The organism is Mesorhizobium sp. LNJC405B00 (assembly GCF_000502615.1).
Taxonomy (GTDB): Bacteria; Pseudomonadota; Alphaproteobacteria; order Rhizobiales; family Rhizobiaceae; genus Mesorhizobium.
In genome coordinates, this window is record NZ_AYWC01000001.1 from 353,149 (window position 1) to 378,451 (window position 25,303).

At 63.4% G+C, this 25,303-nt stretch carries 21 protein-coding genes and 1 tRNA gene; 12 read left to right on the forward strand and 10 right to left on the reverse strand.

Translation table 11 applies throughout. The annotated features are described in order from the left end of the window. Nucleotides 1–6 precede the first annotated feature (6 nt). Genes denD through X756_RS163355 form a run of 4 tightly spaced genes read right to left on the reverse strand, consistent with a single transcriptional unit; the run spans nt 7 to nt 2,940 of the window. Complete coding sequence (gene denD / locus X756_RS163370; protein WP_023728396.1) at nt 7–990, reverse strand: D-erythronate dehydrogenase; 984 nt, start codon at nt 988–990, stop codon at nt 7–9. Nucleotides 991–1,001: 11 nt separating this feature from the next. Next, nucleotides 1,002–1,208, reverse strand: coding sequence for a hypothetical protein (locus tag X756_RS163365; protein WP_023686390.1), 207 nt, complete (start codon nt 1,206–1,208; stop codon nt 1,002–1,004). A gap of 58 nt (nt 1,209–1,266) precedes the next feature. Further along, nucleotides 1,267–2,238 (reverse strand): cation diffusion facilitator family transporter, encoded by a 972-nt coding sequence (locus X756_RS163360; RefSeq protein WP_023728397.1) that lies wholly within the window; start codon nt 2,236–2,238, stop codon nt 1,267–1,269. Nucleotides 2,239–2,253: 15 nt separating this feature from the next. Then, nucleotides 2,254–2,940 carry a GNAT family protein gene (locus tag X756_RS163355; RefSeq protein WP_023728398.1) on the reverse strand — a complete coding sequence of 229 codons (687 nt, stop codon included), beginning with the start codon at nt 2,938–2,940 and terminating at the stop codon, nt 2,254–2,256. Between the two features lie 83 nt (nt 2,941–3,023). On the opposite strand from X756_RS163355, the gene X756_RS163350 reads away from it, so the two are divergent. Beyond that, nucleotides 3,024–4,208 (forward strand): pyridoxal phosphate-dependent aminotransferase, encoded by a 1,185-nt coding sequence (locus X756_RS163350; RefSeq protein WP_023728399.1) that lies wholly within the window; start codon nt 3,024–3,026, stop codon nt 4,206–4,208. A gap of 12 nt (nt 4,209–4,220) precedes the next feature. Here X756_RS163350 and X756_RS163345 read toward each other — a convergent pair whose 3' ends face one another. Together X756_RS163345 and X756_RS163340 are read right to left on the reverse strand one after the other, a co-directional pair. Continuing rightward, nucleotides 4,221–4,982, reverse strand: coding sequence for an SDR family oxidoreductase (locus tag X756_RS163345; protein WP_023728400.1), 762 nt, complete (start codon nt 4,980–4,982; stop codon nt 4,221–4,223). 332 nt (nt 4,983–5,314) lie between these two features. Next, nucleotides 5,315–6,052: a tellurite resistance TerB family protein gene (locus X756_RS163340; protein ID WP_023671935.1), complete on the reverse strand. Its 738-nt coding sequence runs from the start codon at nt 6,050–6,052 to the stop codon at nt 5,315–5,317. Nucleotides 6,053–6,256: 204 nt separating this feature from the next. Between X756_RS163340 and X756_RS163335 the strand changes: the two genes are divergently transcribed. Further along, complete coding sequence (locus X756_RS163335; protein ID WP_023728401.1) at nt 6,257–6,619, forward strand: nuclear transport factor 2 family protein; 363 nt, start codon at nt 6,257–6,259, stop codon at nt 6,617–6,619. 23 nt (nt 6,620–6,642) lie between these two features. On the opposite strand, the gene X756_RS163330 is transcribed toward X756_RS163335, so the two are convergent. Continuing rightward, nucleotides 6,643–7,569 carry a rhodanese-related sulfurtransferase gene (locus tag X756_RS163330; RefSeq protein ID WP_023728402.1) on the reverse strand — a complete coding sequence of 309 codons (927 nt, stop codon included), beginning with the start codon at nt 7,567–7,569 and terminating at the stop codon, nt 6,643–6,645. Between the two features lie 174 nt (nt 7,570–7,743). Here X756_RS163330 and X756_RS163325 point away from each other — a divergent pair, with 174 nt between their 5' ends. Further along, on the forward strand, nt 7,744–8,382 hold the full coding sequence (locus X756_RS163325) for a 2-dehydro-3-deoxy-phosphogluconate aldolase (protein ID WP_023728403.1): 639 nt from the start codon (nt 7,744–7,746) through the stop codon (nt 8,380–8,382). A 136-nt stretch (nt 8,383–8,518) separates the two neighbouring features. Here the strand turns inward: X756_RS163325 and X756_RS163320 are convergent. From X756_RS163320 to X756_RS163310, 3 genes are all read right to left on the reverse strand, one after another. Then, nucleotides 8,519–8,592, reverse strand: a tRNA-Gln gene (locus tag X756_RS163320). A gap of 120 nt (nt 8,593–8,712) precedes the next feature. Then, a complete protein-coding gene (locus X756_RS163315; RefSeq protein ID WP_023728404.1) occupies nt 8,713–10,539 on the reverse strand; it encodes a DUF882 domain-containing protein in 1,827 nt (608 codons plus the stop codon). Between the two features lie 389 nt (nt 10,540–10,928). Continuing rightward, the gene (locus X756_RS163310) at nt 10,929–12,467 is read right to left on the reverse strand and encodes a sigma-54 dependent transcriptional regulator (protein ID WP_023728405.1); all 1,539 of its coding nucleotides are present in this window, start codon (nt 12,465–12,467) and stop codon (nt 10,929–10,931) included. Nucleotides 12,468–12,612: 145 nt separating this feature from the next. Between X756_RS163310 and X756_RS163305 the strand changes: the two genes are divergently transcribed. The 9 genes from X756_RS163305 (at nt 12,613) to hemH (ending at nt 25,294) form a co-directional block, all read left to right on the forward strand. After that, nucleotides 12,613–14,451: a M3 family oligoendopeptidase gene (locus X756_RS163305; protein ID WP_023728406.1), complete on the forward strand. Its 1,839-nt coding sequence runs from the start codon at nt 12,613–12,615 to the stop codon at nt 14,449–14,451. A gap of 414 nt (nt 14,452–14,865) precedes the next feature. Beyond that, the gene (locus X756_RS163300; protein WP_023683256.1) at nt 14,866–15,582 is read left to right on the forward strand and encodes an NADH:quinone oxidoreductase; all 717 of its coding nucleotides are present in this window, start codon (nt 14,866–14,868) and stop codon (nt 15,580–15,582) included. Between the two features lie 163 nt (nt 15,583–15,745). Continuing rightward, on the forward strand, nt 15,746–16,891 hold the full coding sequence (locus X756_RS163295) for an aminodeoxychorismate synthase component I (protein WP_023728407.1): 1,146 nt from the start codon (nt 15,746–15,748) through the stop codon (nt 16,889–16,891). Further along, nucleotides 16,840–17,502, forward strand: coding sequence for an aminotransferase class IV family protein (locus X756_RS163290; protein WP_031237768.1), 663 nt, complete (start codon nt 16,840–16,842; stop codon nt 17,500–17,502). Before X756_RS163295 ends, X756_RS163290 begins: the two co-directional genes overlap by 52 nt. Nucleotides 17,503–17,554: 52 nt before the next feature. After that, nucleotides 17,555–18,478, forward strand: a complete 924-nt coding sequence (locus X756_RS163285; protein WP_023728409.1) for a DUF3445 domain-containing protein — start codon at nt 17,555–17,557, stop codon at nt 18,476–18,478. Nucleotides 18,479–19,846: 1,368 nt separating this feature from the next. Continuing rightward, on the forward strand, nt 19,847–21,292 hold the full coding sequence (locus X756_RS163275; protein WP_023691759.1) for a homospermidine synthase: 1,446 nt from the start codon (nt 19,847–19,849) through the stop codon (nt 21,290–21,292). 188 nt (nt 21,293–21,480) lie between these two features. Then, the gene (locus tag X756_RS163270) at nt 21,481–21,858 is read left to right on the forward strand and encodes a hypothetical protein (RefSeq protein WP_023671949.1); all 378 of its coding nucleotides are present in this window, start codon (nt 21,481–21,483) and stop codon (nt 21,856–21,858) included. 197 nt (nt 21,859–22,055) lie between these two features. After that, complete coding sequence (locus X756_RS163265) at nt 22,056–24,074, forward strand: bifunctional UDP-sugar hydrolase/5'-nucleotidase (RefSeq protein WP_023728411.1); 2,019 nt, start codon at nt 22,056–22,058, stop codon at nt 24,072–24,074. Nucleotides 24,075–24,229: 155 nt separating this feature from the next. Further along, the gene (gene hemH, locus X756_RS163260; protein ID WP_023683248.1) at nt 24,230–25,294 is read left to right on the forward strand and encodes a ferrochelatase; all 1,065 of its coding nucleotides are present in this window, start codon (nt 24,230–24,232) and stop codon (nt 25,292–25,294) included. Nucleotides 25,295–25,303 lie beyond the last annotated feature (9 nt).

Consider the following 25,303-nt stretch of genomic DNA (forward strand, 5'->3'; position numbering starts at 1 on the left):
GGCGGGTCAGGCCTGACCCGCGATATCTCCGCCCAGCTCATCCTCGATATGAGCGCGGATGATTTCATCGAAACTGTTTTCGGCGCTGAAGCCGAGGTCCCTTGCACGGCGCGCCTCGAAGCGCGTCGGCCAGCCCTTGACGATCGCCCAGATCGTTTCGTCGGGCTCCTCACGGATCAGGCTCGCCACCTCGGCGCCTGCAGTGCGCTCCAGCGCCTCGATCTGCTCGCCGACGGTGACGGCAACGCCGGGCATGGTGAGGTTGCGGCGCGGCCCGACAGCGGCACCGTCGAGCCCAGCGGCATGGATCAGGAAGTTCACCGCCGAACGCGGGCTGGCATGGGTATGCAGCACCGAACGCGGCACCGGCAGGATCGCCTCCTGCCCGGCGAGCGGCTCGCGGATGATGCCGGAGAAAAAGCCCGAAGCCGCCTTGTTCGGCTTGCCCGGCCGCACACAGATGGTCGGCAGCCTTATGCCGATGCCGTCGAAGAAGCCGCGCCTGGAATAGTCGGCAAGCAGCGCTTCGCTCATCTGCTTCTGCGTGCCGTAGGAGGTCAGCGGCGTCGGGTGGAAATCGTCCGGGATCACATCCGGGAACGGCGCGCCGAACACCGCGATCGACGAGGTAAAGACGAGGCGCGGCGACAAGCCCGCCAGCCGCACGGCGTCGAACAGCGCCCGTGTGCCGTCGAGATTGACGCGGTAGCCGAGATCGAAATTGGCTTCCGCCTCACCCGACACGATGCCGGCGAGATGGAACATGACGTCGGGGCGTGAGGCGACCAGGCTCTCGGCAGCACCGGCGTCGGCAAGGTCGCCGGTATGCGTGGCGATGCTGACGCCGTCCATCGCCGGCGCCTGCGGCGGCACGATGTCGTGCAGGTCGAGCCCGGTGATCTTGCGGCCGTTGAGCGTGCCGTCCTTGGCCAGCCGGTCGACAAGTTTGCGGCCGACCATGCCGGCGGCGCCAGTAATCAGGATGCGCATTTCAAAGCCTCTTATTTGCCCTTGTTCTGGCTGCGGCCCCGCAACCAGAACACCAGAAAGAATGCCAGCACGAAGGCGATGCCGACGATGCCGGCAAGTACGGTCGAGACATTGCCGACGGCCAGCATCACGGTCGGCAGATAGAACGCCGCGATGCCGAACAGCAGCATGATCCAGGCTGCGGCAATCAGCGCGTTTCGCGTGTCGCGATCCATCATGCCGTCCCGCCACAGCGGGAACTCGTCAACTCGGATGCCAATGCCATGAAATTCCCTGTCAGTGATAATGGCCGTGATGCGGTGGCGCACCATGGTCGTGGTCATGATCGTGCTCGTCATGGCTGTCGGCGCACTGGCCGAATTCCGGTTCGACCGTCGCGTGGCTGATGCCGTGTTCGGCGGCGAGCCGCTTCTTGATGGCGCTGACCGCCTGGTGCGGATCGACGCCATCGTTGAGGCAGGCATGCAGCGTCGCCATGTTGCTGGAGCCGTCCAGCGACCAGACATGCATATGGTGCACCTCGCGCACGCCCTTGACGGTGCCGGCAATGTCCTTGGCGATGATGTCGCGGTCGAGGCTTGCCGGTACGCCTTCGAGAAGGACGTGGGCGGCTTCGCGCATCAATGACCATGCGGTGGACAGGATCAGCACCGAGACCAGCACCGACAGAATCGGGTCGATCGGCGTCCAGCCGGTGGCCAGGATGACCAGCGCCGCCACGATCGCCGCCGCCGAACCGAGCAGGTCGCCCAGCACATGCAGGATGGCGCCGCGCATGTTGAGGCTGTCGTGGTCGCCGCCATGCAGCACGAAGAACGAGGCGAAGTTTACCAGAAGGCCGGCGATCGCCACCACCAGCATCGGCCCGCCCAGCACCGGCGCCGGCGTCATCAGCCGGCCCCAGGCTTCGTAGACGATCCACAGCGCAATCGCGAAGATGGCAATGCCGTTGGTGTAGGCAACCAGCGTCTTGACTCGGCCGAAGCCGTAGGTGAGGCGCACCGTCGCCGGCCGCCCGCCAAGATGGAAGGCGTACCAGGCAAGGCCAAGCGCAATCGAGTCGGCGAGCATGTGGCCGGCGTCGGCCAGCAGCGCCAGCGATCCCGTCAAAAGGCCGCCAAGCCCTTCGGCCACCATGAAGCCGGCGGTCAGGCAGGCTGCGATCAGCACACGCTTCTTGTCGGTCGAGCCATGCACGTGGCCGGCGCCATGCCCAGCATGCAAACCATGATCATGGCTGTGCGCCATCGGAAAAAACTCCTGTTACGCGCCGAACTCGGCGCGGAAATCCTCGAGCCGCCGCTTCTGCCGGCCTTCGCCATCGAAATTGGCAGGATCGAGCCATGCCTCATAGGCTTTGCGCAGCGCCGGCCATTCCTTGTCGATGATCGAGTACCATGCCGTATCGCGGTTTTCACCCTTGACCACAAGATGCTGGCGGAAAATGCCCTCGAACTTGAAGCCGAACCGCTCCGCAGCGCGCTTCGAAGGGTCGTTACGGTTGTTGCATTTCCACTCGTAGCGGCGATAGCCGAGCCCGTCGAAAATGTACTTCATGAACAGGAACTGCGCTTCGGTCGCTGCCGGCTTGCGCGAGATCAGCGGCCCCCAATAGATGTTGCCGATCTCGATGACGCCATAGGTGGGATCGATGCGCATCAGCGTCTGTCGCCCGGCGACCTTGCCGCTGGCCTTGTCGATGACGGCGAAGAACAGCGGATCCTCGCTCGCCTCGACCTTGTCTAGCCATGGCTGGAAATCGGCGCGGGTTTGTGGCGGGTAGTCGGGCAGCCAGGCAAAGCGTCCATCGATGTCGGGCACGGAGGACGCCTCGTACAACCCATCGCCGTGCTTTTCGGCGCTCAGCGGTTCGAGCCGGACATAGCGGCCGTCAATGGGCTTGCGCTCGGGCCGCGGACGCGCTTGCCAATCTTTGAGATTTTCCGACACGCAAAACTCCAATCCGTTTGACTTTTGTGAGCAGACGCTCGCAAAAACGCGACCTAACAGCAAGAACCACACGGACGGGAAAAATGCTCCACACGATTTCGGCCTTCGACCGTCTCGGCGAGGAAAACGCCTTTGCCGTGCTGGCGCGGGCGACCGCACTGGCTCAACAGGGCCGCGACATCGTCAATCTCGGCATCGGCCAGCCCGACTTCAAAACGCCGCAGCACATTGTCGAGGCCGCGATCAAGGCGCTGCGCGACGGCCACCATGGCTACACCCCGGCCAATGGCCTGCTGGCGACGCGCGAAGCGGTGGTGCGGCGCACGCTGACCACCACCGGCGTCGAGGTCTCGCCCGAGAATGTAATGATCCTGCCCGGCGGCAAGCCGACCATGTTCGCGGCCATCTTGATGTTCGGCGAACCCGGCGCCGAGATCCTCTATCCAGACCCAGGCTTTCCGATCTACCGCTCGATGATCGAGTTCACCGGCGCCGCGCCCATTCCGGTGCCGATCCGCGAGGAGAACGGCTTTGCCTTCTCGGCAGAAGAGACGCTGGCGCTGATCACGTCGAAGACCAGACTGCTAATCCTCAACTCACCGGCCAACCCGACCGGCGGCGTCACGCCGCGCGCCGAGATCGAGAAGCTGGTGAAGGGACTGCAAGCGCATCCGCAGGTCGCTATCCTCTCCGACGAAATCTACGACGTCATGACCTATGACGGCGAGACGCATTTTTCGCTGCTCAATTTTCCGGAAATTCGCGACCGGCTGATCGTGCTCAACGGCTGGTCGAAGACATGGGCGATGACCGGCTGGCGCATGGGCTGGTCGATCTGGCCGAATGGCGACAAGGGCGGGCATCTCTACGACAAGGTCCGCAAGCTGGCGGTCAATTGCTGGTCCTGCGTCAACGCGCCGAGCCAGTTCGCCGGCATCGCCGCCATCGACGGCGCGCAGGACGATGTCGACAAGATGATGCGCGCCTTCTACAACCGCAGGAAGATCGTGGTCGAGGGCCTGAACGCGCTGCCCGGCGTCTCCTGCATCACGCCCAAGGGCGCCTTCTATGCCTTCCCCAATGTCTCGAAGACCGGCTGGAAGGCGAAGAAACTTGCCTCGGCGCTGCTCGAAGATGCCGGCGTGGCGCTGATCGGCGGCCCCGATTTCGGCATTTTAGGCGAAGGCTATATCAGGCTCTCCTACGCCAATTCCGAAGAGAACATCTTGCACGCGCTGGAGCGGATCGAGGCGTTTTTGAAGAAGTAGGCCTTCGGCTGTTCACCCACGCCCAACGAACGGCATCTTGGTCGCCATCACCGTCATGAACAGCACGTTGGAGTCGAGCGGCAGGCTGGCCATGTGGACGACTGCGTCGGCGACGCGCTGGACGTCCATCACCGCTTCGGCGGCGATGGTGCCATTGGCCTGCGGCACGCCGACCGTCATGGCATGCGCCATATCGGTCAGCGCGTTGCCTATGTCGATCTGGCCGCAGGCGATATCATAAGGCCGGCCGTCGAGCGCCAGCGTCTTGGTCAGCCCCGATATGGCGTGCTTGGTCGCGGTGTAGGGCACCGAGCCCGGCCGTGGCGCATAGGCCGACACCGAGCCATTGTTGATGATGCGGCCGCCCATCGGCTTTTGCTTGCGCATGGCGCCGAAGGCGGCGCGGGCGCACAGGAAGGATCCGGTGAGATTGACGCCGACAATATCGTTCCAAACCTCGACCGGTATCTCGTCGATCGGCGTCGACTTGTAGCTCATACCGGCATTGTTGAAGAGCAGGTCGACGCGGCCGAAGGCTGCGGCCACCGTCTCGAACAGATCATCGACTTCGCCGGCCTTGCTGATGTCGCAGGCAACCGCCAGCGCCTTGGCGTCCGTTTTCCCGGCTTCGGCAATGGCGGCGTCGAGCACCGCTTTGCGGCGGCCGCAAAACACCGTGTTCCAGCCCGCCTTCAGCAGCGCCGTGGCGACGCTCTTGCCGATGCCGGTGCCGGCGCCGGTGACGATGGCGGTTTTCTCTGGGAAGGCTGTCATGGATTTTGCTCCTGCGCGCCGCGCATCCCGGCACAGATCGGGGTGCATCCGAATGCACCGACCCATCGCAAATGAAGGCGATCATGGCAAGTCGGACACTAATGCATGTCGCTCAAAAGTGGCCCCGGTTCTGAGAGAACGACATGCATCAGGACAAAAACATGAAGCGCCACGCGCTTTATGTGATCGGTCCGACAAAAAGGGCGGTCATTGGCGACCGCCCCCTGATCTGAACCGGGCTTGGGAGGAGGAAAAGCCGATCCGACTGACTAAAATCATGCGCTTCCTCGGTAAACGAGCAGTTAACGCTTTTCCCGCCGCGGCTGCGTTGTCTACCAGCGCGGGTTCGGCGCCGTGCCTGACGGAACCGGCACCTTGGCCGCCGACACCGTCGCCTCGACATGATCGACGAGCGCATCCGGCAGGCCGAGCCGGCCGGCGAGCAGGTCGAGATAGCCGCGTTCGGCGCGCGTATCGGGGTCGATCGTCAGTCGCGACGCCGTGTAGAGCTCGAGCCTCTGCTCATCGGTCTTGGCGCCTGCGACCAGCGTATCGAGGTCGAGCGGGCTATCCAGCTCGGCCATCAGAAACTTTTCCGCTTCCGTGCCGATGCCGGCCAGACTGAGCTTGCCGGCGATCTTTTGGCGTTCCGCGTCATCGACATGGCCATCGGCCTTGGCCGCCGAGATCATCGCCCGCACCAGGGTCAGCGTGAACTCGTCCTCCCCCTGTGGCGCCTGTGAAGGATGAAAGCCGGTGTCGGCGGGCGGCGGCAGCAATTCCGGCTGGCCGGCCGCCGGCGCCTGCTCGGGTGCATTGCCGGCCTTGTAATTCTGGTAGGCCTTGTAGGCGAGACCGCCGATCGCAGCCAGTCCGCCGAGCTTCACGGCCGTGCCGGTGACCTGCCGTCCCGTGCCGGTTCCAAGCAGCACCGCGGCCAGCGCACCGGCGGCCAGCGGATTGTCCTTGGCCATCTGCACAGCCTGCCCGGCCTTGTCGCGAACGGTGCCGGTTGTGCCGGGAACTTGCGAGCCGAGCAGATCGTCGAGAAGCTTCTTGGGGTCGAACATGGTGCCTCCAGAAAAGGGCCCGCACCAACGTGGACGGGCAGGTTTTGGACGTTGCAGACGTAGGTCCCGCACACTGACATTACAATGACGGAGGCGCGCTTTGCTATCGGCGCCGGCAATGCCGCAAATCGGTGATCCGTGTGTCGATACCGGCCTCGGCTTGCGCTAATGTCGCCGCCGCATTGCCGAGGGAGGAACCTTGCTGTGACCGATCAACCTGGCCGGGAACCGGCGCGCGATCCGCAGGATCTGGAACGTTTGTTGATCGACCGGCAGTGGGCCGGAGACATTGACGGCATGGTGGCGTTGTTCCAACCCGATGCCGTCATCGACACCGGAGCAGCCGAATTGACGCGTGGCCACGAGGCGGTCCGCGCTTTGTTCGAAGCCTTTGCCGCGAGCGGGCGAAAATTCCAGCGCGGCGAGCAGCGCCCGGCGGCGATCAACGGCGACCTCGCGTTGACGTCGACCAGGCTTGCCGACGGATCGATAACCTCAGAGATCGCGCGCCGGCAGGCCGACGGCACATGGCTGTGGGTGATCGACCGCTATTCTGTCGTGTGGTGATCCAGTCAGGGCGTCGGCGGCACTTAACTGCCGATATGTCCCCTGCCCTGCGCCTGCGCAAGTTCGACCTGGCGCTGGCGCTCGGCATAGCGGGTGCGATCCTCATCCGAGCGTGCCTCGTAGCAATGCGGGCATGACACGCCGGTGGAAAAATGCGGCGACAGCCGGTCCTCCGGCGTCAGCGGATGCCGGCAGGCGCGGCAGAGTTCGGCCTCGCCTTCGGTCAACCCATGCGACACCGAGACCCGCTCGTCGAAGACGAAACACTCGCCCTGCCACAGGCTGTCTTCGGCCGGCACCTCTTCAAGATATCTGAGGATGCCGCCCTTGAGATGGAACACATCCTCGAAGCCGAGCGACTTCACATAGGCCGTCGCCTTTTCGCAGCGGATGCCGCCGGTGCAGAACATCGCAACCTTGCGGCCGTCGAGTTGGTCGCGGTGTTTTTCCACCCAGGCCGGGAATTCGCGAAAGCTCGACGTGCGTGGATCCACCGCACCCTCGAACGTGCCTATCGACACTTCGTACGCGTTGCGTGTGTCGATGACGATGGTGCCGGGGTCCGAGATCAGCGCGTTCCAGTCGGCCGGCGCGACATAGGTCCCCGCACCCGTCGCCGGGTCGAGGTCTTCGACGCCCATGGTGACGATCTCGCGCTTCAGCCGCACCTTCATGCGATGGAACGGCATTTCGGCGGCAGTGCTGTATTTGACCTCGAGATCGGCAAGACCCTCGATGGCCTCAAGATAAGCGATCAGGTCGGCTATGTCGGTTTCGCTGCCGGCGACCGTGCCGTTAATACCTTCCTGCGCCAGAAGCAATGTGCCCTTGATGCCCCGCCCGCAGCAGAAGGCGGCAAGTGGCGTGCGCAAGACCCGCAGCGCCTCGAAGTCGCCCAGCCTCGCAAATTTGTAGAGTGCGGCAACGCGCACGGGTTCACGGTTGGTCATCGCCAAGCCACTAAACCGTGGTCAAAGCGGATTCAAGGCAGAGCTAAGGACACTTCGTCGGTATTCGCCCGCAGGCTCGTTGGCCGACACGTGACATCGCGGCAGGCCGGGTTTCGTGGACTCGGAATCGGCCTTCTGCTAATCGGTTGAAATCACCTAGGGAGAGACAAGCCAATGCTCAGCAAGACCGAAACGCTCCTGTCGCTGCTCAATGGCCAGCCGGTCATTCCGGTGCTGAAGATCGCCAAAGTCGCGGACGCCGTCCCGCTCGCCCGGGCGCTAGCCGCCGGCGGCCTGCCGGCAATCGAGATCACGTTGAGAACCGCCGATGCGCTGGAAGCGATCCGCCGCGTCGCCGGTGAGGTCGAGGGCGCCATTGTCGGCGCCGGCACAATTCTCGATGCCAAGCAGTTCGACGAGGCAGCGGCCGCTGGCTCGAAATTCATCGTCAGCCCCGGCATCACGCGAGAGTTGCTGGCGGCGGCCAAGGACAGCGACGTTCCCTTGCTGCCCGGCGCCATCACGCCCGGCGAGATCATGGCTGCCCGCGAGGCCGGCCTGCGGTTCCTGAAATTCTTCCCGGCCGAACAATCCGGCGGCATCGCCTCGCTGAAGGCCTTTGCCTCGCCGCTGGCCGACGTGAAATTCTGCCCGACCGGCGGCATCTCGGCCAAGAACGCGGCCGACTATCTCAGCCTGTCCAACGTTATCTGCGTCGGCGGCTCGTGGGTGGCGCCGGACGAGTTGGTCAAGGCCGGCAAGTGGGATGAGATCGAGGCGCTCGCACAGACCGCGAGCAAGCTCGGAAAATAACCTCCGCTACTTTATCTTTGCGCAATTCCCAAGGGAAACGCTCCGCGCTTTTCCGGGAAAATCACAGTGTTCCCGGATTGCACTCGGCACAAAACCCGCCAGCTGCGCCGACCGGGTTTGCTACGCGTTGAGATTTTGGTTCCCGCTCATGGGCTCGAACCACGATTCACGCCTTCAAAGGGCGCTGTCCTACCATTAGACGAAGCGGGAATGCAGCTTGGTGGTTAGCATTCTGTGGCGATGGAAGCCAGTGCTCGAGATCTCGCTAAAAACAAAAGCCGCACAGGTTGCCCAGCGCGGCTTCGAGTCGATAACGCCCCGGTCACGCCCTTACTTCGTCTGGAAGCGGGCGACCGAAAGGAATTTTACGGCATTGCCGGTGAAGCGGTTGGCATCGGCCATCTGGTTGTCCGCCTGGAAGCCTGCGGTGTAGACCTCGCTCGGCGGCGTATGCACGATGTTGTAGGCATAGCGCGGCGCAGTCGTCGGGCTGGAAACGGTGGCGATGTTGTCGCCGCTGCTCAGCGCCCAGCGCGCCGCCTGCGGTTCGGCCGCCACCACCACTGCCTTCGGTCCTGGCTTCAGGTCGCGAGCCGAAGCCCTTGCTTCCTTGCGTGTCGTCTTGACGCCGGCGCCGATCACCGAGGCTGGATCGGTACCGGCGGGACGGGCAGCAATAGCACCGCGCGGCGATGCGGCATCGACACCTGACGGATCGTTGAACGCCGAGCGAGGCTCGAGCGACGCAACCTGATAGTCGTCGGTAGCACCGGCTGTATCGGCGGCGCTGGCCTGTTCGAGAACCGCCTTGACCTCGTCCGGACGCTGCGACGGCAGCACCGAGAACGCGTCGGTTGCGGTCTGCTTGTGGGCAGCCGTATCGGCCAGCGCCAGCAGAACGCCCTTGTCCTGCGGCGCAAGCTCAGCCGGCGGCGAAGAGCGGTCGGGACGCCAGGTCGGCAACGGGACGTTGACCGCGACCTGCGCCGGAGCGGCAGCTTGATCGGCCCCCTGGTCGGCATTGCTCGCATCGGCCGTGCCGAACGGCACATTGGCCGGCGCCTGCGCCGTCGCCACCGTCTGTTCGGTGGTGGCATCGGCCACGCCGAACGGCACGGTCTCAGGTTGTTGCGCGCCGACATCGGCCTTCGGCCGCGGTGCGAAAGCGGGCAGCGGCACTTCCTTGGCGGGCAGCGCGGCGATGATCGTCTCCGGCGTGTCCTGCGGCTCCGAATCGTCAGCGCTGTCGTCGGCAAGCTGCGGAATGTTGGCGCGCTTGGCGTTCTGCGGCGACACGATCGCGATGCCAGGCAGATTGCTGTTGTTGTTGCTCGTGGCAGCCAGCACCGGCTTCACGCTTCTCGGCGGCGGCGCGGCGGTAGCGACATCGGCGCTGTCGTCGGCTTCGTCTTCACCGCCACCGCCAAAGAACGCGGACAGGAAGCCACCGGATTTCTTGGTGCTGCCGCCTGCGCTGGCCATCATGATGGCAGGAGAACCGGCGCCCTTGCGCGCCTTGTAGGAGGCGAGCGCCTGGTCATAACCCGGCAACGGCCTGCCGTCGCTCGGCACATGCAGCGTCTTGCCATTGGGGAACAGGCTGACCAGTTCCTGGCGGCTGATGCCTGGCCAATGCCGCACATTGCCGACGTCCATGTGGACGAAGGGCGAACCCGACGAGGGATAGTAGCCGACGCCGCCGCCCTGCATCTTCAGTCCGATGTTACGCAGCTTTTTCAGCGGCACACCCGGAATGTAGAAGTCCATCGCCTTGCCCAGCATATGCTGGCTTTCCTTGGCGACACCGCGGCTGCGGCTGCGCAGCATCGAATTGGTCGACGGCGAGCGATAGCCGCAGACGACCTGGATATAGTCGGTGGCGCCGGCCTGCCGGTAAGCTTCCCACACCAGATCGAGCAGGCGCGGATCCATCTTGGTCGGTTCGTTGCGACGCCAGTCGCGCAGGATGATGTTGATCTTCCTGAGGCCTGCCGGATCGTAGCGGCCATTGCGCTTGTAGACGATCTCGGCCTTTTCGTGCGTGTGGAGGTGATAGAGCTTGAGCGAGCGCGTTTCAGCGCTGGCGCCGGCAGCAGTTGCGGCGAGGAAAGCGAACGCAACGATCAACGCTGCCAGCCATCTCGGCCAGACGCCCATGTGATCGCGCCGCCCGTTTCTGTGTCGTTCGACTTTGTTCAAATCAAAAGGCCTTGCAGGCTGCCGTTTGTCCCCGGATTTGTCCAAACGGATGCGTGGTTCTCACATCCGAATATCGATCCTAATGGTTAATCATCGCTTATTGAAGCCGAAATGCGGTAACACCGTGGCGATATCCCGTCAAAAATAATACACAGGATTTCTTGGTAAACTGCTGGTTTAGATCAAGATTCAGCCTTTTCGCGCTACACGATCTGTTACCGCTGGCCTTAATGCGTGAACAACGCTGTCCGCATCAGCCATATTCCCGCCCCAACCCTTATGCAGCGCCGGATGTGGCATGGCAAGCTGGTCCCGGCCTTGCGTTGGCAAGCTGTGGAATTCGGCGTTCAGGAGGCAAGGCGGTCGAGGCGGCCGGTTTCCGGGTCGATGCCGTATTCCTTGAGCTTGCGGTAGAGCGTCGAGCGGCCGATGCCGAGACGCCGTGCGACCTCGCTCATCTGGCCGTTGTAATGGTCGATGGCGAGCTTGATCATTTCGAGTTCGACATCGGCCAGCGCACGCACATTGCCACGCTCGTCCAGCGCCCTCAATGTGCCGAAACGCTGAAGCAACCTGGCCGGAGCGGCGAGCTCGGCAGCTGCAGTACCGGCGTCATCAGTCTGCGCGCCATCGCCTTGCGATCCGGTGCTCAAGGCCATGCCGGGGTCCGACAAGGACGCATCGGCGTCGAGATTGACGGTGCCGTCGACCTGCGCCCGGATCTGCGGAAATTCGTCAGTCGTGAGCACATCGCCTTCGGCAAGCACCGAGGCCCTGAACACGGCGTTTTCCAGCTGCCTGATGTTTCCCGGCCAATCATAGGCCTGCAGCATGGCCAGTGCGGCATCCGAGATGCCGTGCAGGCGATTGCCCGCCGGCGCCACCTTGTCCATGAAATGCTTGACCAGATAGGGGATGTCGTCGCGGCGGTCGCGCAGCGGCGGCACGACGATCGGGTAAACGTTGAGCCGGTAGAACAGGTCCTCGCGAAACTTGCCGTCCTTGACCTGCTGCAGAAGGTTGCGGTGCGTGGCCGAGATCAGCCTGATGTCGACCCTGACGGTGGAACGGCCGCCGACCGGATCGACCTCGCCATCCTGCACGGCGCGCAACAGCTTGACCTGCACGTCGAGCGGCAGGTCGCCGATCTCATCCAGGAACAGGGTGCCCGAATGCGCCTCGACGAACTTGCCGGTGTGCTTTTCGGTGGCGCCGGTGAACGAACCTTTTTCGTGACCGAACAGGATCGATTCGACCAGATTGTCGGGGATGGCGCCGCAATTGACGGTGACGAACGGCTTTGTGCGGCGTTCGCCGCTGCCCTGGATGGCGCGCGCCACCAATTCCTTGCCGACGCCCGATTCGCCCTCGATCAGGATCGGGATGTTGGAGGCCGCAGCCTTCTGGCCGAGGCGGATCACCCGGTCCATCGCCGGGCTGTGCGTGATCATGTCCTTGAAGGTCAGGTGGCCGCCGCGACGCCGCGACGTGCGCTTGACCTCGTCCTCGACCGCCTCGACCTTGAGCGCGTTGCCGATCGCGGTCTGCAGCCGGTCGGGAGACGCCGGCTTGACGACAAAATCGAAGGCGCCGTGGCGCATCGCCGAAACCACCGTTTCGATGCCGCCCTGCGCAGTCTGCACGATGACGGGAACAGTGATGCCGCGCTCGCGCATCGCCTTCAGCACGCCGATGCCGTCGAGGCCCGGCATGACAAGGTCGAGGATGACTGCCGAAATATCCCTCGCATTGGGTCCGTCAAGCGCGCTCAGACCGGCCTCGCCGCCATCGGCAACGATGGCGCTGTGGCCGAATTTCGTCACCGCCGCCTCGAGCAGCCGGCGCTGCACGGGATCGTCATCGACTATAAGAATGGAACCTGTCATGACTGATTTGAGTTGCCCGCCTGGGAAATTCCCATGGATCATCTTGGCACAGGGTTCTAAACAAGGTTTCAAAAAACCCGGTGAACGAATTCCTTAGGATTTGACCGGCTTGTCCTTTCCCCTTGATTCCAGAAGGTAATTGTTGATGAGCAGGATTCTCGGTCGGCAGCTTGCGGCGGTAGCGTCCGGTCAGGGCGCGGCGGAACTCGGCGACCTGCCGGAATGGAATCTCGCCGACCTCTATTCCGGCATGGAAGCACCCGAACTGAAGCGCGACCTTGCCAAGGCGGCGGCCGATGCCGTCGCCTTCGAGAACCGCTGGAAGGGCACGCTGGCTGCGGAGGCCGAGCGCGGCAGCGCCGGCAGGCTTGGCGAGGCGCTGACAGCCTATGAGGCGCTGGAGGAACTGATCGGCCGCATCGTCTCCTATGCCGGCCTGATCTATGCCGGCAACACCGCCGATCCGCAGCGCGCAAAGCTCTATGGCGACATCCAGGAAAAGATGACCGACGCCAGCGCGCATCTTCTGTTCTTCGCGCTGGAACTGAACCTGATCGATGACAAGGCGCTCGAATCCGCCCTCGCCGCCGACGCCGGCTTTGCCCATTACCGGCCCTGGGTGCTCGACCTCAGAATGGACAAGCCCTACCAGCTCGAGGATCGGGTCGAGCAGCTGTTCCATGAGAAGTCGATCACCGGGCGCGGTGCCTGGAACCGGCTGTTCGACGAGACGATGACCGATCTGCGTTTCGACATAGACGGCGAGGAACTGGCGCTGGAGCCGGCGCTGAACCGCCTGCAGGACGCCGATGGGGAGGTCCGCCGCCGCGCCTCCGAAGCGCTGGCCACAACCTTCCGCAAGAGCCTGCGCACCTTCACGCTGATCACCAACACGCTGGCCAAGGACAAGGAGATTTCCGACCGCTGGCGCGGCTTCGAGGACATCGCCGACTCACGCCATCTCGCCAACCGTGTCGAGCGCAGCGTGGTCGACGCGCTGGCATCGGCCGTGCGCGAGGCCTATCCGCGCCTGTCTCATCGCTACTACGCGATGAAGGCGCGCTGGCTCGGCATGGAGGTGATGAACCACTGGGACCGCAACGCCCCCTTGCCCGAAACGCCGCAAGCGGTGATTCCTTGGGATGATGCCAGGAACACTGTGCTGTCGGCCTATCAGCGCTTTTCACCCGACATGGCGGAGATCGCCCGCACCTTCTTCGACCGCAACTGGATCGACGCGCCGGTCAGGCCCGGCAAGTCGCCCGGCGCCTTCGCCCATCCGACCGTGCCTTCGGCGCACCCTTACGTGCTGCTAAACTACATGGGAAAGCCGCGCGATGTGATGACGCTGGCGCATGAACTCGGCCACGGCGTGCATCAGGTGCTGGCCGGCGGCCAGGGCGCCCTGATGGCTTCGACGCCGCTGACTTTGGCCGAGACGGCCTCGGTGTTCGGCGAGATGCTGACCTTCCGTTCGCTGCTCGACCAGACCACCGACAAGCGCGAGCGCAAGGCGATGCTCGCCCAGAAGGTCGAGGACATGATCAACACGGTCGTGCGCCAGATCGCCTTCTACGAGTTCGAGCGCAAGGTGCATGCAGAGCGCAAGAACGGCGAACTGACCTCCGACAAGCTCGGCCAGTTCTGGCTCGAGGTGCAGGCAGAAAGCTTGGGGCCGGCGATCAAGCTGCGCGAGGGCTATGAGGTCTTCTGGACCTACATCCCGCACTTCGTCCACTCCCCCTTCTACGTCTACGCCTATGCCTTTGGCGACTGCCTGGTGAACTCGCTGTACGCGGTCTACCAGAACGCCGAGCATGGCTTCCAGGACAAGTATTTCGAGATGTTGCGCGCCGGCGGCACCAAGCATCACTCGGAGCTTCTCGCCCCCTTCGGCCTCGACGCCACCGACCCCGCCTTCTGGCAGATCGGGCTTGGCGTGATCGGCGGCCTGATCGACGAGTTGGAAGCGCTCGACAGTTAATGCGCGCACCCATTGGACCGATGGCGCAGAGTGACAGGTTCAGGAGCGGTCTCGACTTTGCGGAATCGCAGAACAGTTTAGCCGGAATGCATGTGACGGCAGCGTTGTTCTTGTTCTAAATATCTGTTCTTGAATAACTCTCCGGCGAAATTTTCCGTTAGCTTTCCCGAAGCCGTATGATAGCTTTCCGACCGAAGCTCAGCCGGGCGCGCGGCTTAAGGCCGGACAGCATCCCGGCCCACGGCAGCGGTCTGACGAATGCGACAGCGACGGTTGGCAATGGGCGGGAAAGCCGAACGCCGACAGTCGACGACAGACCGGCTGTTCCCTGAGCCGCCGAACCACATTGGATGATCCGATCTGCCAAGGTCATGACTTGGGACGGCGGCGGACGGATCCGACTGGAGAGAGACGATGACCTTCTTTTACATTGTCCTGGCGTTCCTTGTAGGTGTGTTGGTTGGCTGGTTTATCTGGGGCCGGCTGCGCGGCGAACTTGACAGCCTGCGCGGCGATCTCGACCGCACCCGCAGCGAGCGTGACAGACTGCGTGCCGACGCCGATCGTCTGACTGGCGAACTCGACGCCTGCGGCAAGACCCGCGCCGATCTCGAACGCCGGCTGCGTGAAACATCGACTCCATCCGCCAAGCCTTCCAGTTCGGCGCCGGCCGCGCTGGTGTCGACAGCGGCAACGGCCAAGTCCGCCTCGGCCGCGAAACCTGCCCCCGCCAAACCCGCCGCGGCCAAACCAGCTGCGGCCAAATCCGCGGCCGCAAAACCAGCGGCCAGCAAACCTGCCGCCGCCAAGGCCGCGCCCAAAGCCGCGGCTTCAAAGCCCGCCGCCGTCCCGAAGAAGGCCGCCCCGGCAGCTGGGAAGGCCGACAATTTGCGTCGCCTGATCGGTATCGGCCCGGTCAACGACAAACTGCTCAAGGGCCTTGGCGTCACGACCTACGCGCAGATCGCCGGCTGGACCGCGGCCGACGTCAAGCGCATCGAGGACACGCTGAATTTCGACGGCCGCATCGCTCGCGAAAAGTGGGTCGAGCAGGCCAAGCTGCTTGCCGCCGGCGACGAAAAGGAGTTCGCACGCCAATTCCCGAGCGCCGGGACCGCCAACAACAGCTGATCTGTCATCGGCAACATAACCAGAAGGCGGCGCTCTCGGGCGCCGTCTTTGTTTTTGCATTCGCCACTGTCTTTGCGCCCTGCGACGCCGCTCCCTCGATTGCACGCCGCCCGGCCCCCATATAGAGCGGTTCTGGCGTTGTCGACCGCAGTACCCGAGCCCCATGCCCCTGCCCTCTGCCATTTTCCGCAACGATGAAAGCGGCCGTCAGTTGGTATTCGACCACCCGGCCGACATCATCATTGCCTATGATGCCAAGGATTTTCTGCCGGCGCTGGCGGCCGCGCAGGCGGCGAGCGATGCCGGCAAATGGCTGGCCGGCTATTTCTCCTACGAAGCGGGCTATCTGCTCGAACCGAAACTCGTGCCGCTGCTGCCTGAAGGCCGGCGCGCGCCATTGGTTTGTCTGGGTGTCTTCGATGCTCCGGCCGAAGAGGCCGTGCCGCGCAACGATGCGCCGGCCACCAATGGCCCCATCTTCGACGCCAGGGCCAGTTGGTCCGCTCAGGACTACGCCAGACGCTTCGCGCGCCTTCACGACCACATCCGCAAGGGCGATTGCTACCAAGGCAACCTGACCTTTCCGGTCCGTGCCCAATGGTCGGGCGATCCGCTTGCTGCCTTCGACGCACTGACAGGACGCCAGCCGGTCAAGTATGGCGCGCTGATTTCGCTCGGCGATCCCATCGTCTTGTCGCGTTCGCCCGAGCTGTTCTTCGAGATCAATGCCGAAGGCATGATCGAAACCCATCCGATGAAGGGCACCGCACCGCGCGGCGCGACCAAGGCCGAGGACGCGCGGTTGAAGTCCTTCTTGCGCAGCGACGAAAAGAACCAGGCCGAGAACCGGATGATCGTCGATCTCCTGCGCAATGACATCTCACTGATCAGCGAGGTCGGCACGCTGGAAGTGCCGGAACTGTTCCGCATCGAGAGCTACCCGACCGTCCACCAGATGGTGAGCCGTGTGCGGGCGAAGCTTCTGCCTGATCTCGGCATCCGCCAAATCTTTGGCGCGCTGTTTCCCTGCGGCTCGATCACCGGCGCGCCGAAAATCCGCGCGATGGAAATCCTGCACGAGCTGGAAGACACACCGCGCGACGTCTATTGCGGCGCCATCGGCTGGATCGCGCCTGGCGGCATGATGCGCTTTTCGGTGGCGATCCGCACCATATCGCTCTTTTCCAGTGGCGAGGCCGTTTACAATGTCGGCGGCGGCGTCGTCTTCGATTCGACGGCGCAAGAGGAGTATCAGGAGTGTCTGCTGAAGGCGCGCTTCGCGACGGGGACACCGCCGATTTCGAGCTGATCGAGACCATGCGCTGGGAGCCCGGCCAGGGCTTTCTGCGCTTCGAACGCCATCTCGCGCGCCTTTACGGCTCGGCGGAAGAACTCGGCTTTGCCTGCGATCCGCAGCGGATCGGCGAGGTGCTGGCGAATACTATCGGGGCGCAGCAGACGGCGCTGCGCACCCGGCTCGTCCTGCAGCGCAATGGCGAAGTGACCGCCTCGGTCCAGCCCTATGAGCCGTTCGCCGCCGACAAGGTCTGGCGGCTGCGACTGGCGCGGGTCCGGCTCTCTTCCTCGGACGCGCTGCTGCGCCACAAGACCAGCCGGCGACAGATCTACACCCACGCCCGCTCCGAATATCTGATCACCCAGGCCGACGAAGTGTTGCTCGCAAATGAGCGCAGCGAAATCTGCGAAGGCACCATCACTAACGTCTTCGCCGATTTCGGTGATGGCATGCTGATGACACCCAGGCTCGACTGCGGCCTGCTGCCTGGCGTATTGCGCGCCGAGCTGCTGGACGAAGGCCGCGCCCAAGAGGCGATCTACAGCTATGACGAGTTGAAATCCGCCAAAACACTGTTCGTCGGCAATTCTCTGCGCGGCTTGATCCCGGCAACATTGGCCTGATACGAAGCGGCTGCGAGAATAACCGCCGGCATTGGACACTTTCTAGCGAAGCATGAATTCTCGTCAGCCCACGCACACGCCCTATGATGGCTCCTCAAAGCTCTTCACCATCGGGCTGAAGCCGCTCGAACTCGACAAGTGGATCGAGGTCGACCGGTATCTCTTCGACCATCTCGCCGAAAAGCGCCGGCTGTATGCCGAAATCCCCGACAAGGTGTTTGTCGAGGAAGACGGCACGCGCGACGCCCAGCGCGAAGTGCGCGGCCTCATCGAAGCACATCTGCTGTCGACATTTCCCGGGATGTACCGGCGCACCAATGCCGGGGTTGAGGTCATTGGCGCCAAAGCCGACTCTGACGCCACCTTCCCCGATGCCCCGCTGGTCGCAGCGTCGCTGCTCGTCCAGGAAGACCTGATCCTGATGCGCCGTGACGACACCGGCTGGCGACTCGCCGCCGGCTCGCTGTGCTTCCCGTCATCCTGGTCGCTGGTCGAAAAATTCGGCCGGCCGCTGCAGCAGATCCACGCACCGGTGCCGGGCTTCGGTCCGGGCACCAGGCCGGCCGAGCTCATCAACCGCATGTTCGACGGCCTGCAGGGTCAGGCTGTCGAACGCTTCAACTGGTCGATCCAGGCCGACGACGCGCTCTATCATCCGCTCTCCAATGTCGAGCGCATCGACCGCGCCACCAGGCGCCCCTCGCGATTTCCCGACGGCGACGTCAACATCCACGCCTTCATCCGCGTCGAGCGCCAGACGCTGCGCAAACTGCCTCTGTCGCGCGACATCCTGTTCACCATCCGCATCCACCTCGACCCGCTGAAAGTGCTGGCGCGGCATCCCGACCGGGCAACGCTTGCCGCCTCTTTCGCGGCGCAATTGCAGGCGCTGGATGAGGCTCAACTCGACTATAAGGGGATGACGTCAGACCGTGACAGGCTGGTGCAACGCCTGCAAGCCATGACGCTGGAGTGACGATGATCCGAAAAATCCTGGAGCAAGCCGTATTGCTCGGTGCATTGCTGGCGTTGCCGGCAACGGCGCTCGCCGACCCCGTCACCTATGCCGGCAAGCTCGGCAACATCGACATCGTCGTCGAGTTTACCGGCGATCCGGCGACGGCTGGAGAGGCACTGGCGGCGCGCTATTTCTACCGCTCCAAGGGCATCGATATTCCTCTGCAGGCGAAGTCGAGCAAGGGCGCCACCTTTCAATTGGCCGAGGAAGAAGCCTGCGATGCCAAGAAGTGCGGCGACGGCCAGGCTCCACCCATCGGCGCCGTCTGGCGGTTGAGTTCCGCCGACAAGGGCAAGACGCTGGAAGGCACCTGGACGGCCAAAAAGACCCTGCCGCTGAAGCTGACAAGGATCGCCAGCCGTGCCCAGACAGAGACGCCGGCGACGACGCCACGCGATCTCTATGATTTCACCGACATGACATTCTCGGGCGACGATGCGCCGATCACCATGGCGGCATCGCCCTACGACTATCTCAAGCTGGATTTCGCGCCCGAGGCAGACGCCAAGGAAGGTTGGCCGGATGCAGCCTACAGCTATGTCACCGATCCACGCACCAAATTCGCCAGGCCGCGCATCGTCGATCTCGCCGGCGGCGCGCCGATCGAAGCCGCCAATGCCTTGCTGCAGAACCGCCATTGGCATGACAGCCTCAGCGCCTTGACCTGCGCGGCGCTGCAATACGCCGGCTTCCACGATGGACCACCGATGGAGGGCATGGATGACGATTCGCTTGGCGGCTACGAAGACACGACGTCCAAAGTGACGTCATTGACGCCGAAGCTGATGAGCTGGTCGGAATCCGGCAGCCTCTATTGCGGCGGTGCGCATCCGAACAACTATTCCGACGCCTATGTCATGGACGTGCGCCGTGGCGCCTTGCTTACCCTTCAGGACATGTTTTCCGATACGGGCGACGGCAAGCCAGGCCCCTCGCTGGCCGCCTTCGTCAGGGAAAACCGCAAGAAGCCAAGCGACCAGACCGCGGTGGATTACGAGGCCGAATGCGGCATCGACGATTTGATCGGCGACTATCTAGACGCCAGCCTGAAGCGCGATGGCGACAGNGGTTCTGGTCTTCGGGCTGCAAGGTTTGCCCAACGTCATCCAGGCTTGCGGCGACGATCTCGTTGAAATGCCGGTCTCCGAAGCACAAGCGCTGTTCACACCGGAATTCGCGAAACTGCTCGAACCGTAGGCGCGCATCTGCGCCGTCGGGAACTAACCTTATCCCTGCTTTTCGCTTTATTGTGACAATGATCTATGGTTTGTCGCGCGGCGGTCGAACGGCCGTTTTGGCGCGTTGCTTGAAGGAGTGCTCGATAAAATGGCGAATGAAAACTGGCCCGTTTACGGTGAAATCACCGGCCCTGTCGTGATGATCGGCTTTGGTTCGATCGGACGGGGAACGCTGCCTCTGATCGAGCGCCATTTCAAATTCGACAAGTCGCGCATGACGGTCATCGACCCGCTCGACACCGACCGCAAGCTGCTCGACGAGCGCGGCATCGCCTTCGTGCAGGAGCACGTGACCGAGAAAAACTACAAGAAACTGCTGACGCCGCTTTTGACCAATGGTGGCGGCCAGGGCTTTTGCATCAATCTGTCGGTCGATACCGGCTCGGTCGACCTGATGCGGCTCTGCCGCAAGCTCGGCGTGCTCTACATCGACACCGTCGTCGAGCCGTGGCTCGGCTTCTATTTCGACGCCAAGGCCGACAATGCCAGCCGCACCAACTACGCGCTGCGCGAAGCCTTGATCAAGGAGAAGCACGACAAGCCCGGCGGCGCTACCGCGGTTTCGACCTGTGGCGCCAATCCGGGCATGGTCTCGTGGTTCGTCAAGCAGGCGCTGCTGAACCTTGCCGGCGACCTCGGCCTCGAGTTTTCCGAACCCGCGCAGGACGACCGTGACGGCTGGGCGAAGCTGATGAAGAAGGCCGGCGTCAAGGGCATCCACATCGCCGAGCGCGACACCCAGCGCACCAAGAAGCCGAAGCCGATGAACGTGTTCTGGAACACCTGGTCGGTCGAAGGTTTCATCTCGGAAGGGCTGCAGCCGGCCGAGCTCGGCTGGGGCACGCATGAGAGATGGATGCCGAAGAACGGCAAGGAGCACAAGCATGGCTCCAAGGCTGCGATCTATCTCGAACAGCCCGGCGCCAACACCCGCGTGCGCTCCTGGTGCCCGACGCCGGGCGCGCAATACGGTTTCCTGGTGACGCATAATGAGGCGATCTCGATCGCCGACTTCTTCACCGTGCGCGGTAAGAAGGGCAAGGTCCAATACCGCCCGACCTGCCACTATGCCTATCACCCCTGCAACGACGCCGTGTTGTCACTCCACGAAATGTTCGGCGCTGCCGGCAAGCCGCAGCCGGTCCACCATGTGCTCGACGAAAACGAGCTGGTCGACGGCGTCGACGAGCTTGGCGTGCTGCTCTACGGCCATGCCAAGAACGCCTACTGGTACGGTTCGCAGCTGTCGCTGGCCGAAGCCCGCAAGCTGGCGCCCTACCAGAACGCTACCGGCATGCAGGTCACCTCGGCCGTGCTCGCCGGCATGGTCTGGGCGCTGGAAAACCCGGAAGCCGGCATCGTCGAGGCCGACGAGATGGACTACAAGCGCTGCCTGGAAGTGCAGTCCCAGTATCTCGGACCGGTCAAGGGCTACTACACCGACTGGACGCCGCTCGATAACCGTCCGGGCCTGTTTCCCGAAGACCTCGACAAAAGCGACCCGTGGCAATTCCGCAACATCCTCGTTCGATAGCGGTTCCATACCCCTGCCTCACTGCCTTGCAATCGCCCGGAAATCGGGCGATTGAAGGGATGCGGACGAGAGCAGTGTGCATCCATTTGGACGCACGAGGGACGGCTCTGGAAACTTGAGGCCACGCACATCGTGTTCCCCAAAACGTCGTTTGACGATTGGGCCGATGCGTCAGGAGAGGATTTGATATGACGATTGCGCGCAAAATTCTTTCTGCGGGCGCGGCGGGCGTTCTTGCGACGATGCTTGCCGCCTGCACCACCGGCGGCTCCGACGGGCCACCGATCTCATCGCAGGCGCGAGGCGTCGAAGGCTCATGGCTGAACGCCGAAGGCAAGGCGGTCTCGACATTGAACGGCGGCGTCTTCACCACCGTTTCGGCGGAGACCGGTGAGAAATTCGCTGACGGCAGCTACACCAAGACCGGCGCCACCTCGGTCGAGATCAACGGAACCTCGCTTATCCGGCAGCAGCCAATCGCTTTCAACTGCCTGCTGGTGTCCATAAACCAGCTGAATTGCACCAGCTCCGCCGGGCAGAACTTCGTGCTGACCAGGCGCGGCTGAACCTTTCCCATGCGGCTTTGCGGATGGCGGCGCCGCGATGCCGCCGCCTCTTTTATGCCGGCAAACCGATGCCGGTTATCCGCCCTGATTCTTCTTGCATCGCCACAACCGCGATGTGAACATACCCGAAATGCTGGCTGTTATCCTGCAGTCGGGCAAGAGCGTTAAACGCCTTTGATCATATCCGGGAGACGAAGATGAAGAAGCTCGCCGCCATTGCCGCCCTCTCTGCCTCGACACTCGGCCTGTCGGCCGCACCATCCTTTGCCGACTACACGTTGAACATCCTGCATTTCAACGATTGGCACAGCCGCATCGAAGGCAACAACAAATACGAGTCGACCTGCTCGGCCGAGGAAGAGACCAAGGGTGAGTGCATCGGCGGCGCCGGCCGGCTGGTCACCGCGATCGCACAGGAGCGCAAGAAGCTCGAAGGCCAGAACGTGCTGCTGCTCAATGCCGGCGACAGCTTTCAGGGATCGCTGTTCTACATCACCTACAAGGGCACGGCGGAGGAGGAATTCCTCAATCAGATCAAGCCCGACGCGGTGACGCTCGGCAACCACGAATTCGACGATGGCGAGAGCGCGCTGGTGCCTTATCTCGACAAGGCGAAGTTCCCGATCGTCAGCGCCAATGTCGTGCCCAACGACAAGTCCGGCGCCGCAGGCAAGATCAAGCCGTCGATTGTGCTTGAGGTCGGCGGCCAGAAGATCGGCATTGTCGGCGCCGTGACCAACGACACGCCGGAACTCGCCTCTCCCGGCCCCAACATTACCATCGAGGACGACGTCAAGTCGATCACCGCCGAGGTCGAGAAGCTGAAGGCGCAAGGCGTCAACAAGATCATTGCCGTCACCCATATCGGCTACAGGCGCGAGCGCGATGTCATCGCCAAGATCCCGGGCATCGATGTGGTGGTCGGCGGCCACAGCCATTCGCTTCTGTCCAACACCGACCCGAAGGCTGAAGGCCCCTACCCGACGATGGTCGACAACCCCGACGGCTCCAAGGTGCCTGTGGTGCAGGCCGCGTCCTATTCGAAATATCTCGGCGAATTCAAGGTCGTGTTCGACGACAATGGCAACGTCAAGGAAGCCAGCGGCGACCCGATCTTCCTCGACAAGTCGATCACTCCCGATCCGGCCGTTCTTGCCCGCATCAAGGAGCTTGGCGCGCCGATCGAGGCGCTGAAGAACAAGGAAGTGGCCGAGACCACCGAGGCCATCGACGGCAGCCGCGAAAGCTGCCGCACCAAGGAATGCGCGATGGGCAACCTCGTCTCCGACGCCATCCTCGACCGCGTCAAGGGACAGGGCGTCGAGATCGTCGTCTCGAATGGCGGCGGCCTGCGTGCTTCGATCGACAAGGGCACCGTCACCATGGGCGAGGTGCTGACCGTGCTGCCGTTCCAGAACACGCTGGCGACCTTCCAGATTTCCGGCAAGGATCTGGTTGCCGGGCTGGAAAACGGCGTCAGCCAGGTCGAGGACGGCGGCGGCCGCTTCCCGCAGGTGGCAGGTCTCAAATACTCCTTCGACAAGTCGGTCGCGCCCAATGCCGGCCGAGTCAAGTCGGTCGAGGTGATGCAGAACGGTACCTGGGCGCCGATCAAACCGGACAAGGACTATCTGGTCGCCACCAACAATTACGTCCGCCAGGGCGGCGACGGCTACAAGGTCTTCGCCGAGAAGGCCAAGAACGCCTATGATTACGGCCCGGGCCTCGAACAGGTGGTCGCCGACTATCTCGCCGCGCACCGGCCCTACACGCCCAAGCTCGACGGCCGCATCACCGAGGTTGCCGCAACCGTAGCGGCTGCCCCGGCCGCCGAGCCGGCAAAACCAGCCGAACCGGCACCTGCTCCAGCGGAACCGGCAAAACCGGCCGAGGCTGCACCGGCGGAGCCGGCGATGCCCGCATTGCCGGCAGGCTCCGGCGACATCACCACCACGCCGCCGACTGTCCCGGCGGAAACCGCCCCGGCAACGCCGGCACCGGCAAAACCGGCCGAAGCCGAACCTGCTCCGGCAAAGCCGGCTGACGCCGCCCCGGCCGAAGCCAGCCATGTCATCGTCGCCGGCGATACCTTTTGGGAACTCGCCAAGCAGGCCTATGGCGACGGCGCCGAGTGGAAGGTGATCTCCGAGGCCAACAAAGGCTACGAGCCACGCCGGCTTCCTGTCGGCGCGACCCTGACCATTCCGGCGAAGTAACCTCGCTTCGCGCTTGCGACCAGCAAAATCCGTCCGGCAAAACGGGCGGGTTTTTGGCTTTCAGGGTAAGGTGCGGCCAGAGGCGGCATTGAAAACTCGCGCCACATTGCTAGGTTCGCCCGACATCGTCGGTTTCGCGGTGTCGGGAGACCTTCATGACGCTTTCCACGCCTGTCGACCCCAAAGCCGCGAAAGCGCTCGACCCGCTGCCGGCCGGACATCCGCCGGTAAAGGCAGGCAAGATCGGCGTCATGTTGGTCAATCTCGGCACGCCGGACGGTACCGACTTCAAGCCGATGTGGCGCTATCTCCGCGAATTCCTGTCCGATCCGCGGGTCATCGAGCTCAACAAGGCGATCTGGTATCCGATCCTCTACGGCTTGGTGCTGACCACGAGACCGAACAAGTCCGGCGCCAATTACGCCAGGATATGGAACCGCGAGAGGAACGAGTCGCCGCTGCGCACCTACACCCGGGCGCAGGGCGAAAAGCTGGCCGCAGCGCTCATCGACCTACCCGATGTCGTGGTCGACTGGGCGATGCGCTACGGCAACCCCTCGACCGCGAGCGTCGCTCAAAGGCTGGTCGAGCAAGGCTGCGACCGCATCCTGTCGTTCCCACTCTACCCGCAATACTCCGCGACCACCACCGCGACCGCCAACGACCAGCTGTTTCGCGCCTTGATGAAGATGCGCCGCGCGCCTGCCGTGCGCAGTGTTCCGCCCTACTATGACGAGCCGGTCTACATCGAGGCGCTCGCCCATTCGATCGAACGGCATCTGGCAACGCTAGACTTCGAGCCCGAGGTGGTCATCACCTCCTATCACGGCATCCCGAAGCCCTATTTCGAGAAGGGCGATCCCTATCACTGCCACTGCCAGAAGACGACACGGCTGTTGCGTGAACGACTGGGGTGGGATGAAAAGAAGCTGATCATCACCTTCCAGTCGCGCTTCGGCGCCCAGGAATGGCTGCAGCCCTACACCGACAAGACGGTCGAGAAACTGGCGAAGGACGGCGTGAAATCGATCGCCATCGTCAACCCAGGCTTTTCCGTCGACTGCATCGAGACGCTGGACGAAATCGGCCGCGAGGCGGCCGAGACCTTCCATCACGCCGGCGGCGAGAAATTCGCCCACATCCCGTGCCTCAACGACAGTGCAGAAGGCATGGCGGTGATCGAGGCGATGGTGCGGCGCGAGCTGTCGGGCTGGGTCTGAGGCCGCCAC

Coding starts and splice junctions, on each gene's coding strand:
- X756_RS163300 (WP_023683256.1), top strand. CDS start 14,866: ATGACCTTCTTTTACATTGTCCTGGCGTTCCTTGTAGGTGTGTTGGTT.
- X756_RS163325 (WP_023728403.1), top strand. CDS start 7,744: ATGCTCAGCAAGACCGAAACGCTCCTGTCGCTGCTCAATGGCCAGCCG.
- X756_RS163265 (WP_023728411.1), top strand. CDS start 22,056: ATGAAGAAGCTCGCCGCCATTGCCGCCCTCTCTGCCTCGACACTCGGC.
- X756_RS163315 (WP_023728404.1), bottom strand. CDS start 10,539: ATGGGCGTCTGGCCGAGATGGCTGGCAGCGTTGATCGTTGCGTTCGCT.
- X756_RS163345 (WP_023728400.1), bottom strand. CDS start 4,982: ATGACAGCCTTCCCAGAGAAAACCGCCATCGTCACCGGCGCCGGCACC.
- X756_RS163340 (WP_023671935.1), bottom strand. CDS start 6,052: ATGTTCGACCCCAAGAAGCTTCTCGACGATCTGCTCGGCTCGCAAGTT.
- X756_RS163360 (WP_023728397.1), bottom strand. CDS start 2,238: ATGGCGCACAGCCATGATCATGGTTTGCATGCTGGGCATGGCGCCGGC.
- X756_RS163310 (WP_023728405.1), bottom strand. CDS start 12,467: ATGACAGGTTCCATTCTTATAGTCGATGACGATCCCGTGCAGCGCCGG.
- X756_RS163285 (WP_023728409.1), top strand. CDS start 17,555: ATGAATTCTCGTCAGCCCACGCACACGCCCTATGATGGCTCCTCAAAG.
- X756_RS163365 (WP_023686390.1), bottom strand. CDS start 1,208: ATGATGGATCGCGACACGCGAAACGCGCTGATTGCCGCAGCCTGGATC.
- denD (WP_023728396.1), bottom strand. CDS start 990: ATGCGCATCCTGATTACTGGCGCCGCCGGCATGGTCGGCCGCAAACTT.
- X756_RS163270 (WP_023671949.1), top strand. CDS start 21,481: ATGACGATTGCGCGCAAAATTCTTTCTGCGGGCGCGGCGGGCGTTCTT.
- hemH (WP_023683248.1), top strand. CDS start 24,230: ATGACGCTTTCCACGCCTGTCGACCCCAAAGCCGCGAAAGCGCTCGAC.
- X756_RS163275 (WP_023691759.1), top strand. CDS start 19,847: ATGGCGAATGAAAACTGGCCCGTTTACGGTGAAATCACCGGCCCTGTC.
- X756_RS163350 (WP_023728399.1), top strand. CDS start 3,024: ATGCTCCACACGATTTCGGCCTTCGACCGTCTCGGCGAGGAAAACGCC.
- X756_RS163295 (WP_023728407.1), top strand. CDS start 15,746: ATGCCCCTGCCCTCTGCCATTTTCCGCAACGATGAAAGCGGCCGTCAG.
- X756_RS163330 (WP_023728402.1), bottom strand. CDS start 7,569: ATGACCAACCGTGAACCCGTGCGCGTTGCCGCACTCTACAAATTTGCG.
- X756_RS163305 (WP_023728406.1), top strand. CDS start 12,613: ATGAGCAGGATTCTCGGTCGGCAGCTTGCGGCGGTAGCGTCCGGTCAG.